The organism is Shewanella sp. A32, assembly GCF_029167175.1.
Lineage (GTDB): Bacteria > Pseudomonadota > Gammaproteobacteria > Enterobacterales > Shewanellaceae > Shewanella > Shewanella yunxiaonensis.
The window spans coordinates 59,454-76,679 of the sequence record NZ_JARFTS010000001.1 but is presented as its reverse complement, the minus strand read 5'-3'; the positions used below and the strand labels follow the sequence as shown (position 1 = coordinate 76,679).

Sequence of the window (17,226 nt, the reverse complement as noted above, 5' to 3'; positions counted from 1 at the left end):
ACCAGCACAAAACTGGTAACTGTCAGATCAAGTCTGAGCTAGTACACAATATGGAACATTATTGGCGCAGCTATTTTAGAAGGACGTGCTCAATTATTCCCCGAAATTTCTTCCGTCGCCTCCTGGCGTAATTTCTGAGCATCCATTCCGTTTAGCCTTTCAATAGCTCTGTCTGCGGCACTTTGACGGTTTCCATCAACGTTTAGCGTACTTCCTGAGCCTGTGAGTCTTTCCAGATCCAGTGACGGTACTTCGGGTAGGTTGCCCGTGATCGACAAGATACCTATCCATTCATCCAGATTGACTTGGCTCCAATCTACCTGGTTTAACTGACTCGCGGTCAAACCTTCACAGTTTGGTGACTTGGCACTGCCCCAACCAAGACCCAATTGAGGACGTACTTGTTCTTGAATGATCCGTGAAAGTGGCGAAGTAAAGCAGCAATATGACTGCCGTTTTTCAACACAGGCACCTAAGAACCTAGACTTGCAGTAAGAACCTACATAGTGGCAACTCTTCAATACCCGCTTAGCGTTCATTTCAAACTCACTCTGCTCACATTTCCAGATAAGCTGAATGAGGATCATGGTGACTGAGTAAATCATGTAGGCCGTCATAACCGTACTCAGAACCGCGCCCGCAGCGCCACCCAGCGCAAAGTTACCACCCGAAACGACACCATCGGCTCCAACTGCGCCACCAACGTTACTAAACAGTGCCGATTGCGCCCCCGAACCAAAGGTCGTGCCTACCCACTCAGCCGTCTTGTTGGTCAACACCTGCATAAAGCCAGTCGCAGCTTGCTCCGCTCCCGCGCCAGCAGCCGTTGATGGCCCAGCCCCCATGAGAGAGTCCCATGCAGACACAAAAGGCTCTTTAACCGCACTCCAGGTACTGGTGATTGGTTCCCTGAGCGTATTCCACGAACCATAGATTGCCGAAGACGGATTCATGGCCATGACTGCCGTATCAAGCTTGTTAACCGCCACTATCATCGTGATGTAATCCGATAACGACACGCCACTTGGCTTTTCACAGCAATCCACTATGCCACCAACGGCTTTTTTGCACTGGCCAGCATTACCTTTAAAGACCGTACACTCGACGTTATCTTGGCCATCAGCTCCCGTACATGACATATCATTGGTCATAAACTGCGCCGCATTAAGCATCGCTGCGGCTTCTGCAAAGTTAGCCTGCTTGATTGACTCTGGCTCTAAACAATCTGTGCCCATACAGCGAACTGGCCCCTCACAGTTGTATTGAGTTTCCATTCGTGCATTTTGCACTTCAACGCTTTGTCCGCAGTCATACACCAAACTTTGGATATAGCAGAAGCCTTCATGACCAGCCCCGCCTTCAGTGCATTCGGTTCTGACGTACTGGCAGGCCAGGTTTTGCTCCAGCGCGGCACACGTATTGGTGGTCGTGTTTTGTCCGTTATTAACGATGGTTTGTGTATTACCATTGGCATCTACCCAGCTATCTGAGCTGCCCATGTTGAACTCTGGATGAGAAGTCGAAGCATTGTAGGTCGCTCTTGCCCTCCAGCATGAGAGCCCCAGTCCATCAGAACTGCCGCGACTGGTTAAATGAGCAGGAGACGAAACAACCGCCGGATAAAGGCTTCCCAGATTGGCCAACTCGCCACTACCAACCGTTAACCCGTCGATTCGTTTTGTGCCCGTATCCAAACACCGCCACTGAACCGCAGTAAACTGATCCGTTTGCATCAAGCATTGGTCTATGCCCGGATCACTTGATTGATGAACAACGTCTTGCTCTAAGTATTTGCCAGAGAAGGCCAATGAAGCGCTCAGTTTCGCAGGAGCCAAACACTTCTGAACTTCTCGGCTGCAAGTATCGAAATCGACTTTGTTCCAGCCGGACTCACATCTGGAACGCGTGACTTCCTGCGGTTCATGCCACGAAATAATCGACCCATTAACGACCTTGCACAATGAGCCAACCAAGGTTCCTTTTGGACAGGTCATTTCAGGGTATTTAATGGACGGTTTCGTCTCAGTCACCGTTTCCTTATTGCCCGTCAGTGAGAGTGTCGTTTTCCAACCATTTGCCTTGGATGGCGACTCGGTAATTTTTATCTCAGTATTTTGATTATCAAAAATTCTCAGTATCGCGTTCCCAGTTTGCATAGTACTGCTGTGCTGTGGAACAAAACTGAGCGTTTCGGAGCTAAAGCAACCACGCTCAATGGACCAGCTTTGTTGATGGGTTTCAGCGGATACACGTCGCTCTAACTGACACTGAGTAAGCGTGCTGATCTTCTCGCACACCTGGTAATCCGGTACATGCTTGGTTTCAGTAAATGGCGTAATCGTCTGAGTAGGCTCACAGGCTTCAAAACTACTCGGCATAAGATTGGATACCACGCACTTTGGATCGCTGGTTTGCAATCCACAGTCATAGGTATCGGTAAAACGAATGCATTCACCTTTATCATTGGTCTCGGCACATTCTGACGACATGAAGCCACAGGAAGGGTTCGCTTCAAGCACATGGCAGGCCTGATTTTCAATCCCCTTATAGCTTTCGTCATCCACACTCACTTGTACACGCCGACACAAAGGCGATATGCCAGCCACAGGGCTTGGGGCAAAGTAGGGTTCACAAACTGAAACACCATTGACCACCGTACATCCGTTGGTTGAAGACGGCTGATCCGTGCATTGAATGCTGTAGTCTGAAAACTTCGTCGGGATATCCGCTGCTTGTTCGATACAGGACTGTGGTGACCAACTATCATTCATCACCACCTTGGTTGGATCAAAACGCACCTTGATGCGTGCATACCCCTCACCACTGCCCGTAACCGATACGCGAATTTTTACCGGCACTTCTAAACCTGGTTCTACCGCTTTTAGCTTGGCAGTGAGATCGGTATTTGGATTGCGCTCCCAACTGGTACTGAGCTCGCAGCGACCTGCCGTTTCTGGTGGAAAGTTATTGTTCGGCCCAGACCAGACTTTCTGATCGCCAAGCCACACTTGCATGTAGTCATCCCATTTTGCGTACTCAAGTACGGCTGAGGTAATCGCATCGGGGTTCACGACTTTGAGTGTGATGGCCTGTTCAAACACTTTACAACGGCCACTCCAGTAGTTGTCGCCAATTCGTCCAATCCAAACTTCAAGACATCCCTCTCCACAAGAGCGAAGGTTCATTGGTCCTGAAACATGCTCAATAATGCCTGCCGTGTAATCGTGAGTAATAGTGCAGCTGTTAACCGCTGTATTGAGCCTGTCGCATTGCTGGTAATTTGGGCTACCTTCACCTTGAGACTCACAGCCTGGGAAGCTTTGTGTTAATAGATTGGGGTCAGTTTGAACCGCATCAGTTAATGCCCAAAGCGGATCATTGACCATATCTGGCCGAGACCTGTCTTTGATTTGCTGTAGCGAACGAAATGCTTCACCCGTAGCGCCACTTTCGGATGCCATGCTCTCTTGGCGCTGTGTCCCCAATTGATTCATACTGGCATCAGAGCCATAAACGCCCGTTAAGACATCCAATGAGCCCTGATCCATACCAGGGAAAAGCTCTTGCAAGTTAATCGTCTCATTACCACTGCCATTCGGCACCGACAACGTATTGCCGTTAAGTGCGGGCATCGTCCAGTTTTGCAGTAATTGCTTACCTTCTTGTTGTCCGCTTAGGCCGGATTGGCGCTGCACATCAGCGGCCACACCATGTAAGGGCAAGCACGCCATAGTGATTGATAAAATACCCGCTAAAACTCGGGTAAAAAGTGTTGGTTTCATGGTTAACCTCCCGAGTTACAGCAGTCTTGCCAGCGCCACAAAATGTAGAGCGCATCTTCACCGGCACCGGGGATCATTCTCCACTCTCCCCATTTCATGGTGCTTTCACCGATGACATGCGCACTTTCAGTTTCCGGTACAGGGAAGAACATACTCATCTTGTATTGTGATTTCGGCAGCATGGGTTCGATAACAGGTCGGCATAGCGCACTGTTCCCCATTGTTCGTCTTGCAAGACCACGCCTGTGTTGAGCCGCGATTGCTCGCGCCGCTAAATGGCTGGTGTTTTCTGCTAATGAGCCAAAGGCTAAGGTATGGCCAGATAACGGATAGAGATGCCCCCAACTGCCACCACACCAAAACAACTGGTCGATGGGTTTACCAAGCGTTGATGAGGCAGCGTCAGCGGTACAAGCAGATATAGCCAATGGATTGGCAACGGCCGCCGCTTCAGGCTGAGTAAAAAAAGCCAGTTCATCGTTCAGCCATGTTGGGTCCAATTCGGACAAATACATCAAGTCAAAGTCCATGTAACCATCGGCATTGCAATTGCCATCCATGAACAAATCGAGCATGACCAAAAGCGGAAAGGCGTAATAATGGTAATGGTAGAAAGCAAGATCACCGGTATCGTATTCACCCTCGCCATGACCACCTTGCAGTCGCCTATCACCTAACGGTAAACGAATCCCTCCCAGGGAAGGCGAGCAACCCGGCGTTCTGACCAGTTCAATCAAACGCGCTGGCTCCCACATGCTGGTAACAATACCTGGCCTTGGCACGCCTAAGTTGTCTTCACATAAGCAAAATGACTTATTTGATGCGCCGCTTGGGACACTGCCAGAGCCAAGCGGAAGCCCTGCAACCCGGATAGGAAAAATGCATGACCAGCAAACATCCGTCAGCAACTTACCCGACAATAAACCCGCGTCTGGGCAGGTCAGTTCGGCTTTAGCAGGAATAGATGCGCCCAGGACAAGCATGACAACGAGAGTACGCAACCGACGATACGTATTATTGAGCTTTTTCATGAACAAGCTCCTTTGCTGGAATTTCTTCTATTTCAAACGCAAACCCCTTTGCTTGAACAAACGATGGGGTGACTTGCAGATCAAAGCGCTGCTTTAGCGAGGCATTGAGAAGGTAAACCGGACTGTCCAATGTCTTTTCGAGCGCATTGAGGCGATTCCAGCCTTGGGCACGGTCGAGCTGGGTGGTGATAAGCGTAATGCGGCGCAGTGTCCTATCTTGTCCCTCAAGCCAATGCGCAACTGCGTCAACTTCTTCAGCGTTCGATGCATTAAACACGACGAGCTGCTGAGTAAATGGCAAGACTTTTAGCGGGTTAATACGCGTTCCTGCTGGGATCAATGTTCGGCCATTGGCATCCAATAGTGGCCGCTGCATGACGATGGTTGGATCAACCATTCTTATCCGATACTGCGTGGCTTTGGGTAACTCAGTAAATGTTTGGCGAGACCAGAAACGCTCAATGGCTTTTTTCTTTAACGCGCCCAGATCAATCGACTGTAAACGCTGCATCGCTACTTGCATCAAATCCGGTTCTAAAATCGAATGAATAGGACCGCGTTGACCCAATGAACCGGTATTGCCTGTTTCAATTTGACGCTGCAACCAGTCCTTGCTGTAAACCCCTAGTGCACTTGCAGTCACCTTGTCATCTTTTATGCGGAAAATGGCAGGCACGCTAGTCACCCGCCAGTGCACAAAGGCTTTCGGATCGATTCGAACCTGAGGAACAGGATCAAGCCCCGTCATCAGGGTATGCCAATCACGGATAGCCGCCCCCAAGGTCTTTCCTTCAGGAATTCCCCGAAACAACACAATAGCGCCGGTAGCACTGGCCTCTTTAAATAGCTGCTTCAGTGAGGAATCCCCCAGTGAAGACGACGCAAATATCAACCATTCATCGTTGTGTTTGCGCGACTTAGGTTGTTCAATCGGTGAAAAAGGCTCGATAAATTCAGATGAACCATCCACAGCACTTTGTAAAATGATGCGGCTCATTTCGACGATCTTTTTGTCCTCGTCAGACAACGGATAAGGCTCTTGTGCCCAGGACACTTGAACCCAAGCCAATGGAGCAACCAACAAAAATAAGAGGCATAGTCTTCTCATCATCTACCTCCTACCAAAGCGGCCAAGCGCGACCGACAATCTGCTCGCGCTTAACGGCATTCCAATAGCGGGAGTCGAAACTCGTTGCAGCCTCGCCGGAAAACCAATATTCGTTTTCTTGCAGCGTCAATGAGCGGCTAAATTGTGATTCGGCCACACCAAGACGCTGGGCTAATGCCATGCCGGTAGAGACTTCAGCACCGTTCACCAGCACATGCTCAGGCGTCACATTGACTTCATCCCCAGGCATCCCTGTTAGGCGTTTCAGCATCCGAGTACCGTCGTTATATAACGGAGCGAGTCCTTTTGAGTGGAAGGCATACAAACCATCCTTAACGGGCTCTTTATTCCATAGGTCAATCAGATACACCGTGGTATCAGGCAGGCAGCGCTCTTGCTGGGTATCAATACCTATTCGGTAGCGCATCATGGCGTAGGTGCCTACCAAGGCCATGATTAACGCAAGAACAGTCAACCGGATGAGGTATGGCCGCCAAGGCATTCTTTTACGGAGTATCTGCATGAGACACCTCCTTTGAGCCTACTGGCACGAATACAGAATCATCTGCACCCACCACCGCTTGGGCATCCAGCACGATAAAACCGGCTGCTTTTAGCTTTTCAATTTGCTGATTGGTCTGAAGCAACCTAGATTCGATGTCTTGTTCGCTGGCATTGGGGCCCAGTGACAACACCGCCTCCCCAAAATCCACGACTGCAATGGGCGTACTTAACGCCAACTGGCTGTGGATGGGTTCGACTGTTTTCATTAAAAGCCAACTGGTCATTAAACCGCTACCAGCAATAGACAAAGTAATAGAGGCCATAAATGGCCAAAGCGTGGTCTTATTCATAGCCTCGCTCCTTTAACAACTGGGAGATAGCATCAGCAACAGAAAGGCCTTTGCGCGTTAACTGCTTAATCGCGTTTACATCTTCTGCACGGGACGAGTACAACAGCTTGTGAAACGGATCGACGATAAGGCGGCCAATCCCGGTGCCCATCTCGGTAATAAAGAAAATCTCGGAATAGACACCCGTGACGGTATGAACCGTTTTCAGGTATTCGTAGCCGCCTTCACCTAATGGCAAACGGCCTTCTTTTTTGAGCGCGTTGATGGTTTCGGCTTTTTGGCCAAGCAGGTACATATTGGCCGAGTTTTCAGCGATGGCTTTACCTGTAGGGCTGTCGTATAAATCGTTGACCGACTGCGTTACTGTTACAGCACTGCCGCCATATTTTCGAAATCGACGGTAACCGGTTTCGATGAACTTACCGACATCACCTTGAGTCAGCAGATCCCAAGCTTCGTCAATGAACACAATCTTGCGACGATCCCGCTCACCTAAGTACATCTCTTGTTGGATTTGGTAGATAAGCTGAAGCAACACCACTTGTTGCAGGTGCTTACGCCCCTTGAGCTCTTCTAACTCCAGAACGGTGAAACGGTTTTTGAAGCGAATATTGTTGTGACCATTAAAGAAGCGGCCATATTCGCCCTGTGTCGTAAACGGATAGAGCTGCTCACCCACGTCCTGCACACGTCGGTCTTCATGATTTTTTAAAGCCTCTGCCACATCATCAACCAACATGGCACGACCTTTTTTCTCCCACAGTTCACGGGTCTGACGTTTTAGGTTGGCCATCTGAAAATCGGTTAATGACTGCGTAGGTGCGGCCATTGCGGCCAATAACCCAACCAGTACATCCGCTTCTTCGTCATAGTCCTCAACGATTTCAAACGGATTTAAGCAAATGCCACTGTCCCGCCCGAACTGTAAAAACTCCCCGTCATAGACTTCACACAGCTTTTCATAGGAGCGGCCAACATCAATCACCCAGCATTGCCCACCTTCAGATAAGTAGGAAGAGATGATTTCGTTCACCAGGAAAGACTTGCCCGATCCCGATTGCGCCGCGATGCAACAGTTGTAATTACTGCCCGAGTCATAAAGGGATACACTCATGATCTGGCCATTGCGGGAAACAAAGTTAATCACTGGCGTGCCCGTGCCTTTCCAATCCGCAAACAAAGGTAACAGTGGGATCACATGCCGTGTCGCCATGGTCTTGAATCGAAACAAGTCGTTCATCGCCTGGCGGTCAGCACCAAATGGCAAGGCATTCAGGAAAATGGGCAAACAGAAGTACTTGTCTTCCATCAGCTCAAATCCGAGCTCTTTGAAATAGGTTCGAGCATTTGAAACAGAACTGATGGACGCTTCTTCCGTTGGTGAAAACAGCGTCAAAGTCATATTTGCCCGAATAGGACGATCACCTTCTTGCAAGGCTTCAAAAAGAACATCAAACCCCTTTTTCTTGGCTGCAAGCACCGGCACAAACTTGAGCATCGGGCCATAGGCCTGATTGACTGCCCATTGACGCTTCGTCTCTAGACGAGATCGCATCGCCTCAGCTGAAGGAAAGTGAATGGTGACATTCAGCAAAAAGCTGCCGCGTAAACCGCGACTGCCCGTCATCATATCGCCCGCAAAACTTGCGGCATGACCAAACCAGATCCGCTCAGGCAAGCGCTTAAACGATAAGGTTTTAACTCGGTAATCACCCAGTATCAGACCTTGGCTATCCACCTTGATAGCTCGGTCATAATCCAACACTTGCTCTCGAAGTGGTTTATCTGCCTCACTGCGGATTGGAGATGGATTACGCCAAGAAGCATCTTTTCCCCAGTTAAGCTGCGCACTTAATGCTGCGAGCCAATTTCGGTCAGTCATCTCAGTGACGCGAAAACCAACCGTTGCCAGCGCTTGCGAGAAAGAAGCCCGAAGCGCGGATGCTCGACTCAACTCACGCTCCGTCGGAATAGGACTTTCCAAAGGCAATTTGCAGGTGACGATCAGTTGAAAGTTGCGTACCTGAGTCTGGGTCGATTCTTCTATCGGTTGAACCGTGCCCCCATCGAGAAAATCCGCACGTTTGCGTATCGACGCCCTGAGTAATGGATCGGATTGACGATGCCGTAAGCCCATCATGCGCTGAAGGTCGGTTTGAATATCAGGCGAGGCGTACAGGCCAAATTGCAGCAAAGTGTCTTTTGGCCAGTCGTTGTTGAGTAGAACATTAACCCTGTCTGCAACAGACTCATCACCACCCGGCAATGGGTCACATAGAAAACCAAAGCCAACACTTTGGTCTTCCATGAAAAACAGTTGCTCATCGTCTGAATAGGCCAATACTGGCAACAGCTCAGAAGCGCGTTGCCCTGAATACAGAGTGGCTTTCATTAACGCCCCTCCAACCAAGCAGAAAGATCATAAGGACGGCCTCGGCTGATGCGACCATCATTGGCGACGATGAAAGGCACACCTTGAATGCCCAGAATTTGAGCGGTCACCAAGGTACGCTGCATTGGCTCTAAGTTGCAGGCATCATCCTGCTCTAGGTTACCAATCCGGCCATTCAGCAATGCATCGGTGGCCGCTTTCTTGTCACGCGCACAGCCAAGCTGGCGGACCTGACGCTCTGAATCTGGACCAAGCACTGGCACAGGGAGTATTTGGAAGGTGTATTCTTTGGTTAACGGTAGGGCTTGTTTCAAAAGCTCATGGCAATGCGGGCACCGGGGGTCAACAAAGACCACCACTTTCTTTTTGCCTTCACCCAGCGTCAGAGGACTCAAATCATCCATTTTTAAGCCAAGACGACTTAAGTCCAGCGTGTTTCCCGCTTCTCGAATTTCTTCAAGGCTGGTAAGCGGCTTTTTGGACCAGGCATCATAGAGCGTGCCATCAATGACGAACCGGCCACTGTCTGACATGAAAACAATACGGCCATTGCTTTCGACCGCTTTCATACCCGTGACCGGCAAAGAAACCATGCCGTCAATTTTGCCAACGGGCGACACTTCAGACACAGGTTCAGCTTGAACCAAAGGAGACAGCGCAAGCGCCAGAATGATTGGAGAAAGTTTTCGCATGAGGAGTCCTCGTTAATGTAAATCGAGGCTCCAGTCTATGCAGTTGTCCTATGTGGACTCGGTTAGATAGATTGAAGAATTGGATGCCTTGCTAGGGTGCCACTTGTTGTTACGCACTATTTGTAAGGGTATAGCTTTCATTCTGCCAGCCTTACAGACTTCCCCTCAAGTCATCTGGTTTAGCTGATTCCTTTTTTTCATACCTTAGGTGTTAATTTTTGCAATGTTTTAAACCAGAAAGAGTGACATCCCCTCGAAATCAAACTGACCTACTCTCAAAGTTTCACGCCCAATAATTCGTATATCTATTGACTACACGGAAAAGCCATTTAAACTGTGTATTAAATAGATATACAGAGGATGGTGTCATGGCTACAAAGACAGCGCCAATCAACATGCGAGTACTGCCATCGGTAAGAGACATTATCGATGCCGCAGCAAGTTTAAAAAAAGTTGATAGAACCGTATTCATTCAGCAAGCCGCGCTCAATGAAGCGCATAACGTACTGGCCGAACAGCGGGATTTTGTTCTTGAAGCAAAAGCTTTTGAAGCGTTTGATAACGAACTTCGTGCTGAGCCACAGACTCTTGAAGGCATGAAAGATCTGTTTAAAAGGAAAGCGCCTTGGGAATAAGTGCACCAACCCTACTCACTGATGAGCACGAGATTAACGCCTTTCACTGTGGCATTGAAGAACTCGATACTTGGTTAAGAAAACAGGCGTTAAAGAGTCAAAAGCGGGGAACCGCGAGAGTGTATGTGGTCAATGACACTGACGCCCATCAAGTGGTTGGGTACTATGCCATTGCCATGGGCTCAGTTTCGAGAGAACATGCATTCAGTTCACTAAGAAGAAATAGTCCAGATCCCATTCCCATGGTGATTCTAGCCAGGCTTGGAGTAGATAACGCCTATCAAGGTCAAGGCATTGCGGCAGGTCTTTTAAAAGATTGTATCATTCGCTCAGTACAAGCAATGAACGCTGTCGGTGGAGCAGGAATCTTAGTCCATGCTATTGATAGCAGTGCGCAAACATTTTACAAGAAATTTGGCTTCAAAGAATCGACGTTTGACCCTTTAGTACTTATGGCACGGATCTGCGATATCGAAAAATCATTGTCGATAGACTGAGATGACGGCTCCCCTTTCACAAGAGATGCCGTCGATATTATCAGGTGCCCAGTAAAACGGCGCTGATTGCTGGAACTGTTGTGCCAATGACTTCTTGAGTGCTGGCAACAACGGGTAAGGTTGCAGACATAACACTTTCAACGACTGTTGGCGTATTGTAGAGCCCCATACCGCCACCAATGCCCAAGGCAAAAGCCATCAAGCTTTGGCGAGCGATACCGCCCACAATACCCACCAGTACCATGGCTCCCGCTACGATCCGTCCCAAAGTACCTTGGGTCCAGTCTTTTAGGGTATCCCACACATCGGTGAAAGCATCACCACCGGTGCCCGCAAATGAGGGCTCCGAAATCATTAACGCCATTAAACCAAGCGCACCAATGGTCATTAAGCGCTGAGTTTGAATGGTGCGAACTGCATTTGTCATTCGTTAGTTTCTCCGTAGATACTCAAGTTATCGCGCTTACCATCAGCTCCCGCTGAGGCTGAATCACTTTGAGTCTGAAGTGGACGTAGCACTGGCGAAACCGTTCGAGGTGCTGACACCCCAATATCCCACCGGCGCGGTTCAATTTCGGTAAACACGTAGCTGGATAAATTCAGATCTCCACGGTCATCCTCCCAAGGCGCAATCCAAATCCGCATCACCCTTGAAGGAATGCGAAGAGGTGCAGATTGCTGCGTCTCAGGTAATGATGGATGACTCAGCAGTCCTGTCTCTAAATCAGATTGTGAATACCCAGAGGGAGAACCAATTCGAGTCGCCACAGCATCAATCGTCTTGGGTGCAGCGCCATTACTGGTCAGCTCATAGACTTCACGAGCGGATAAACAGCGCACACCGTCAGGCATACCTGGGCATCCATATTCACTACTCCCAAGACCCAATGAACTACAGCCAGACAATAAGGTTGAGCCGACTGCCAATAAAAGTAATCCAGCTTTAGACCACTGTTTTGACTGGTGCTTTGGGTTGTTCTGCATTGATGTCGTCATGGTTAACTCTCCTCTGGATACACATCTTATTGTCTGAAACGGACTTCGATCGGTTAGCAACATGCAGGATTTTTTCATCTTCTTGCACCTACCCCTTGTGAAGTGGCCAATGACAACGAGGCCCCACGAGTGACTATGACTTCAATTTTCCTTGCAGCGTCTACCTCTATGACTGGGAACATATTTTCAGCCATGTCCAAATAGAACTTGGCCACTCGATCCAATGCTTTACCTGTGCCTTTAATCGCAGCGCCTTGTAATGCTTCTTGGCTCATGACTTGCTGGTACAGCTGAGTATCACCAGCATTACCCGTCTGAATCGTTGGTACAGGATTCACATCAAATGCGCCTGCCAAGCCCTGTAGGAATCCGGCCATCATCGATTTAGCCACCAGTTGGCCTTGTTTCGACACTAATCGGCCACGAATACCGGCTTTGCCGTCTTCACCCACGGCATAAGAATCCAGTCGTGTTTCAATGACGCCACCATCTTCTCTCACACATGAAATGGTCTCGCCTCGCAAATAGGCACGCTCTGAGCTCAAATCACCGTAACCTGCGGCGATCAAGAAACACTCTTTGATATCCGCTCTAAATCGGTTGGGTAAAATGGCTTCCTTTTGAATCCTCAGCAATGCAGGAAAAGGTTCGCGTCTTGCGGACTCGTGAGTAGGTGCATCCAAACCCGTGATCAAAGTACCTGAGATGATGCTGCCCGCCGGTAGGTACAAAGGCGGCGCTTCTTGCACAACAACCTCTGGTTCAGCAACCACTTCAGGCTCAATCATACGAATCGTGATTGGCGGCAATGGAACATCTCGTGCTCGTGTACCTTGACCATTGACTGGCTGCTGATAGAGCGGATCAGGCAGCGGCGCATTGGCAAAATAGTCGTCTGGGTTAGACGGCAGTGGCTTTTCTTCTTTAGGCAATGCCATGGCAGATAAAGGCACTTCAAAACGGCTATTTGTGCCTTCAACTACTGAATCTCCCCCAGCGCGAACATCATCAAGTTCCGCTCGAAGGCGAGCCAACTCCGCATTGACCTCACTTGGTATAGAAGGCGAACCTGGGCTTAGCCGTCCTGAATCGACGTCACGACGCAAGCGCTCAACTTCACGACGTAACTGTTCATTGCGCTCACTGAGTAGTTTTACGTTCGCAGCCAAACTATCGACCCCAACATCACGAATATTGGTATCCGTAAGAATGTGCCGGATCGTTTCCTGCCGGTTCCGACTGCTTGAGCCATCGTCAGGATTAGGTGAAAACACCATCACCATAAGGATGAGACCACCAGCAATACCAGCAACCGATAGACCCCGCTTCATGTTCGGGCTCATTTGTTCCCATTGTGCTTTCATCAAAGCTCACCTCCCACAAGAAGCGAAGGTCGCTGACTTTCCACCGCTTCTTCACGATGATTGCGAACAACCACATACAACTCAGTCTTTTCACCCGGCAACAAGATATTGCGAGGCCAGTAGGCGCTTGCCACTATATCTGGTGCATGACAGGCTATTTCACTGGCTTCTATCGGCTCATCGGCAAAGCTTTCAACCAGTCCTACAAAGACGGTGAAATAATGTCCTGTCACAATTTGCCCCTGCTTAAAACCAAACTTTAAGCCAGGCTGAAAACATTTCGGGCTTGTGTCAGTTTGGCCAGCTAAACGGATGTCATAGCCTTGTGGTAGTTCATTTAGTGCAAGTCGTCTGAGTAAATCACGTAGGCTATCGACGTATGGCTGAGCCGTTTCCCAAGTGGCGGCTTTTCGGTTCACGACGCCCTTAATAGGCCACTGCTGACCATCAATAGCTAAGGTGATTTCACGCGGTGGAATACGACGAGGCACTAAGGTGACAGATAACGCAGGCGCTTCCTGACCAGGCGGAGTGATGTAAAGTGAAACCGGTGATTCTTTGTCCGTGGCCACATATACAACATTCCCCTTGATTTGCGTCTGAGCATCACTGGTTGTTCTCACCTGAGGCGATTCAAACGGCGTTACAATCCGATTCAGATGACCAAGTGCTACAGGGATCAGTTCATTAACACCCGGTGTCATCAGTAGCGTTGTTGGCGCATCGGTTGCAACCGAATTGCTTTGAACCGGTGGATTTGCAGTAGCAGACTGCTTCATCACACTGGCTGGCACAATCGGCAATTCCACGTCTGCATACGACGCTTGTGATAACAGAACGCCACTCAAGCTCATTGCGATTAAGCTTGGTGTCATCCATCGACTAATTTTGGTTCGCATCATTCACCCTCCGGTTTTGCTCTTGGGTCAACTTTTCACGAACTCGCTTCGTTCTAGCTTGCCCCTCATACGTATCCATCCAACTGAGCTTTGGACGGTATTGCTCAATATCGATGTCAAACTCATAGGTGCGAGTTTGGCGCTGTTCATCTCCAGATGGTCCAGAGACCAAGGAATAACCGGTCACAAAGACATGGCCGGTTTCATACTCATACTCCACTTGTCTGGGTTGGAATTTGAGCGTGACTCGGTCTTCGCGGATTTGCCTTGCCTGAATCTCCAGTGCATCGACCACTTGCTGGTACACCGCTGGAGAAAGTAGCGGCTCAATGGCAACCCGGATGAAAGACACATTACCCGGTGTCACGTTGCCCATAAGCTCAGCCAGGTAGAGTCCCCAGGATTCAAGGTAAGATTGAGTAGCTTGGTTTCGTGACACTTCAGCCGTTTCAGACAAGGTTGGTGGTTGAATGGCCACTACGGTATTGCGAGAAAATGCCGCAACCGCAAGCAGCAAGTTAGATAGCACCAGCACTGCAATCAGAAACCGTTGCCATCGGTTCTCTAATTGCGTGCCTTGCCATGATTTTAAAAACACGTCGAACTTCACGGCAGATAGCTCCTGATAAATGGGTTAGGGATCGTCTTGGCTTTGGTTGGCAACAGTCCAGCCCAGTAGATGGCGTGAAGAATAAAACCATCTGGGCGACCATCACGAAAACGCCGATAGAGCTTGGTTGTCACCAACCCCAACAGGCATAAAACCAAGGCGTTACCGGTAAAAATGCCGATCACTAGCCCCAACAGAATGGGAGCCATCTCATCGGCACTCCAAAGCAGGAAGTGCGGCGGGTCATCGATATAGGATGGAATATTTACAGGTTCCATAGTCACTCCTCGTTGTTTGAATTGAGAAGTGAAGAATGCCTCGGGATTGGCAGCTTCAGTGGTCAGCTAGATGCCGAATTCTTGAAGGTTTTGAGGGTTCTACTCAGACAATACTAACAATTGATCTTTTTGATGCGGTTGATATGATGGGGATATTGGTCGTGTCGAGACCAGCTGCCCACTTTAGCAAACCCGGACGGGACGACATGCATATCAAATTTATTTTTTGCTTAGGTTTTTTCTGCGACCTCGGCAGTGGGCACCGTATTCGCTAATAGGAGAAACTCAATGCAAATTACTAAAATCATTTCCTCTGCCACGGTTGAACGTTTAAAGCAAAAAGCACGAAAGCTTAAACGTGAAAAATCTATTCCACACACTCAAGCACTCGATGAAATTGCAGTATCTGCTGGTTTTAATCATTGGCATCAGGTTGTACAAGCTAATGACGTACTGAAACCATCAGAAGTGGCATTATCTTCAGGATGTGTCATGGCTTTTGATGTCAAAGATGGTATGGATGTCGATACCAGTGATGGGATCTTAATTGAAGACCACTTCTTGGAGATGCTCACTGAAAAGCAGCTATTTGAAATTTATGCCAATTCCCCTGATGAGGACGACGAACAAAACAGGCCGCTAAAAGAAACGCTATCGGATTCAGAGCTTCATGAGTATTTTCGAGATTATTGCTCATTCATTTACTTCCGTCTTGCCGAGCCTCATGCAAACAAACCGTTAAAAGAAGTATTGTCTCTTATACGACAGTACTCGTTTTGGATGCCGCAATATATTTGGCTTCAAGGTCACCTTATTGATACTTACCATTTGCCTGCTGAAGACGAGAACGGCAATACCGTAGGCGTAAGGTTTTAGCTCTACAAGATGAGGCCTGACAGGCCTCATATCTTCTTCTGCAAGTGGCTTAACGCCAACCCCGCCATCAATGCCAAACCGATGATCAGCGACGGTAACACCACCGGTGGAATAGCCAGCGGGGCGAACAATCCCATAAACAGCAAAATGACACCTGAGCCCAGGATAATCATGCTGTAGCGGTGAATGATTGGGCTCGAAAAATCAAAAGTTGTCTTCTTAATCTTCCAGGTCATCAAGCCGTCCCACAGCGCCGGTAACATGAGAATAAACGCAAAGGGCAACCAGACCATCAGCAAAGCAAATCGAGTGAACACTTGGTACAGCACATCAAAAAATGCCTGAATACGGTCTTCTACCCACACAAACCAAAAGCCACCCATGTTCTCCATCCCTTTAGAGCGCAGTCGCTGCTCTTCAGTGGGGATTAGAAAATCACGCACAGATTGCTCCATCTGCGTATCCACAATCCATGACTGATACCAGCGATGGCTAGTTTGACCAATCCAATAGCTTGTTTGTGCGCCCAATTGGTTTTGGATCATCTGCTTCTCTTTACTGATGACCCGGCCAGCCCAATCACCGGGCACTAACACGCCAATAGCAATAATCTCTAGCATCAGTGCCAGACACAGTAGCCAAACCGACTTATGCTTGCTCATGCCAAACATCCTCTTCAACTCGCGCCAGCATGGCTGCAACGGTTGGCGTCATAATCCGGGCTTTAATCACTTGTTGAAGCCGCTTTGTCGTCGTATGACCACTGACATAACGCACATCGATGCGTCCTTCAGCCAAATACGCCATCCGATTTGGACGATTACGAATCCAGGAGTAGAAATACACACCATCTACGGCAGCCCACTCGAAATGATCAGGGTCACGCAGCCGAATCCCCGTTAAAGCACTGGATGCAGTCCAGGTCAGTGCCTCAATGAAATGCCAAAGGCGTACACTGTCATCATCACAACTGACTTCTTCATAACTACCCAAGCCATTGCTCAGACACAAATCAAAGATGGAATGACCATCTAACGTGAACGCATCCGTTAAGTAGTCTGCCAAGCAATACACCGAGGCCAACGCATGAGGCCAGTCGGTTTCAAGCAGTCTTAAGGTTTCCTTGAACTGGGGGTTATGTTGCTGCCACTGAGCGAGCATTTCTTTACTGGTAAGTGTTGTCATTTTCAGACAGACAGAATGATGCATACA

18 protein-coding genes are annotated in these 17,226 nt (G+C 48.9%); 3 read left to right on the top strand and 15 right to left on the bottom strand.

Features of this window, described 5'->3' with window-relative positions; translation table 11 throughout:
• Positions 1-89 precede the first annotated feature (89 nt).
• Genes traN through PY479_RS00250 form a run of 7 tightly spaced genes read right to left on the bottom strand, consistent with a single transcriptional unit; the run spans position 90 to position 9,859 of the window.
• Positions 90-3,782, bottom strand: a complete 3,693-nt coding sequence (gene traN / locus PY479_RS00280) for a conjugal transfer protein TraN (RefSeq protein ID WP_275482489.1) — start codon at positions 3,780-3,782, stop codon at positions 90-92.
• Positions 3,783-3,784: 2 nt separating this feature from the next.
• Positions 3,785-4,813 carry a TraU family protein gene (locus tag PY479_RS00275; RefSeq protein WP_275482488.1) on the bottom strand — a complete coding sequence of 343 codons (1,029 nt, stop codon included), beginning with the start codon at positions 4,811-4,813 and terminating at the stop codon, positions 3,785-3,787.
• The gene (locus tag PY479_RS00270; RefSeq protein WP_275482698.1) at positions 4,797-5,921 is read right to left on the bottom strand and encodes a TrbC family F-type conjugative pilus assembly protein; all 1,125 of its coding nucleotides are present in this window, start codon (positions 5,919-5,921) and stop codon (positions 4,797-4,799) included. The genes PY479_RS00275 and PY479_RS00270 overlap by 17 nt, the downstream gene beginning before the upstream one ends.
• A gap of 10 nt (positions 5,922-5,931) precedes the next feature.
• On the bottom strand, positions 5,932-6,444 hold the full coding sequence (locus PY479_RS00265; RefSeq protein ID WP_188708039.1) for a S26 family signal peptidase: 513 nt from the start codon (positions 6,442-6,444) through the stop codon (positions 5,932-5,934).
• Positions 6,428-6,775, bottom strand: a complete 348-nt coding sequence (locus PY479_RS00260; protein ID WP_275482487.1) for a plasmid-related protein — start codon at positions 6,773-6,775, stop codon at positions 6,428-6,430. Before PY479_RS00260 ends, PY479_RS00265 begins: the two co-directional genes overlap by 17 nt.
• The gene (traC, locus tag PY479_RS00255; RefSeq protein ID WP_275482486.1) at positions 6,768-9,167 is read right to left on the bottom strand and encodes a type IV secretion system protein TraC; all 2,400 of its coding nucleotides are present in this window, start codon (positions 9,165-9,167) and stop codon (positions 6,768-6,770) included. The genes PY479_RS00260 and traC overlap by 8 nt, the downstream gene beginning before the upstream one ends.
• Positions 9,167-9,859, bottom strand: a complete 693-nt coding sequence (locus tag PY479_RS00250) for a DsbC family protein (RefSeq protein WP_275482485.1) — start codon at positions 9,857-9,859, stop codon at positions 9,167-9,169. Before PY479_RS00250 ends, traC begins: the two co-directional genes overlap by 1 nt.
• A gap of 368 nt (positions 9,860-10,227) precedes the next feature.
• Between PY479_RS00250 and PY479_RS00245 the strand changes: the two genes are divergently transcribed.
• Positions 10,228-10,494, top strand: a complete 267-nt coding sequence (locus PY479_RS00245) for a DUF1778 domain-containing protein (protein WP_001963895.1) — start codon at positions 10,228-10,230, stop codon at positions 10,492-10,494.
• Complete coding sequence (locus tag PY479_RS00240; RefSeq protein WP_238795826.1) at positions 10,485-10,991, top strand: GNAT family N-acetyltransferase; 507 nt, start codon at positions 10,485-10,487, stop codon at positions 10,989-10,991. Before PY479_RS00245 ends, PY479_RS00240 begins: the two co-directional genes overlap by 10 nt.
• Positions 10,992-11,031: 40 nt before the next feature.
• On the opposite strand, the gene traA is transcribed toward PY479_RS00240, so the two are convergent.
• The 6 genes from traA to traL form a co-directional block, all read right to left on the bottom strand.
• Positions 11,032-11,418, bottom strand: coding sequence for a TraA family conjugative transfer protein (traA, locus tag PY479_RS00235; protein ID WP_000180225.1), 387 nt, complete (start codon positions 11,416-11,418; stop codon positions 11,032-11,034).
• Positions 11,415-11,987, bottom strand: coding sequence for a type IV conjugative transfer system lipoprotein TraV (gene traV, locus PY479_RS00230; RefSeq protein ID WP_275482484.1), 573 nt, complete (start codon positions 11,985-11,987; stop codon positions 11,415-11,417). The genes traA and traV overlap by 4 nt, the downstream gene beginning before the upstream one ends.
• Positions 11,988-12,061: 74 nt before the next feature.
• Positions 12,062-13,351, bottom strand: coding sequence for a TraB/VirB10 family protein (locus PY479_RS00225; protein ID WP_275482483.1), 1,290 nt, complete (start codon positions 13,349-13,351; stop codon positions 12,062-12,064).
• On the bottom strand, positions 13,351-14,250 hold the full coding sequence (locus PY479_RS00220; protein ID WP_275482697.1) for a type-F conjugative transfer system secretin TraK: 900 nt from the start codon (positions 14,248-14,250) through the stop codon (positions 13,351-13,353). The genes PY479_RS00225 and PY479_RS00220 overlap by 1 nt, the downstream gene beginning before the upstream one ends.
• Positions 14,234-14,860 (bottom strand): TraE/TraK family type IV conjugative transfer system protein, encoded by a 627-nt coding sequence (locus PY479_RS00215; protein WP_134817802.1) that lies wholly within the window; start codon positions 14,858-14,860, stop codon positions 14,234-14,236. The genes PY479_RS00220 and PY479_RS00215 overlap by 17 nt, the downstream gene beginning before the upstream one ends.
• On the bottom strand, positions 14,857-15,138 hold the full coding sequence (gene traL / locus PY479_RS00210) for a type IV conjugative transfer system protein TraL (RefSeq protein ID WP_000433889.1): 282 nt from the start codon (positions 15,136-15,138) through the stop codon (positions 14,857-14,859). Before traL ends, PY479_RS00215 begins: the two co-directional genes overlap by 4 nt.
• 288 nt (positions 15,139-15,426) lie before the next feature.
• Here traL and PY479_RS00205 point away from each other — a divergent pair, with 288 nt between their 5' ends.
• Positions 15,427-16,014 carry a hypothetical protein gene (locus PY479_RS00205; RefSeq protein ID WP_005396800.1) on the top strand — a complete coding sequence of 196 codons (588 nt, stop codon included), beginning with the start codon at positions 15,427-15,429 and terminating at the stop codon, positions 16,012-16,014.
• 26 nt (positions 16,015-16,040) lie between these two features.
• Here the strand turns inward: PY479_RS00205 and PY479_RS00200 are convergent, their stop codons facing one another.
• Positions 16,041-16,676, bottom strand: a complete 636-nt coding sequence (locus tag PY479_RS00200) for a DUF4400 domain-containing protein (protein WP_275482482.1) — start codon at positions 16,674-16,676, stop codon at positions 16,041-16,043.
• A complete protein-coding gene (locus PY479_RS00195) occupies positions 16,663-17,223 on the bottom strand; it encodes a conjugative transfer protein (protein ID WP_216506106.1) in 561 nt (186 codons plus the stop codon). Before PY479_RS00195 ends, PY479_RS00200 begins: the two co-directional genes overlap by 14 nt.
• Positions 17,224-17,226: the final 3 nt, after the last annotated feature.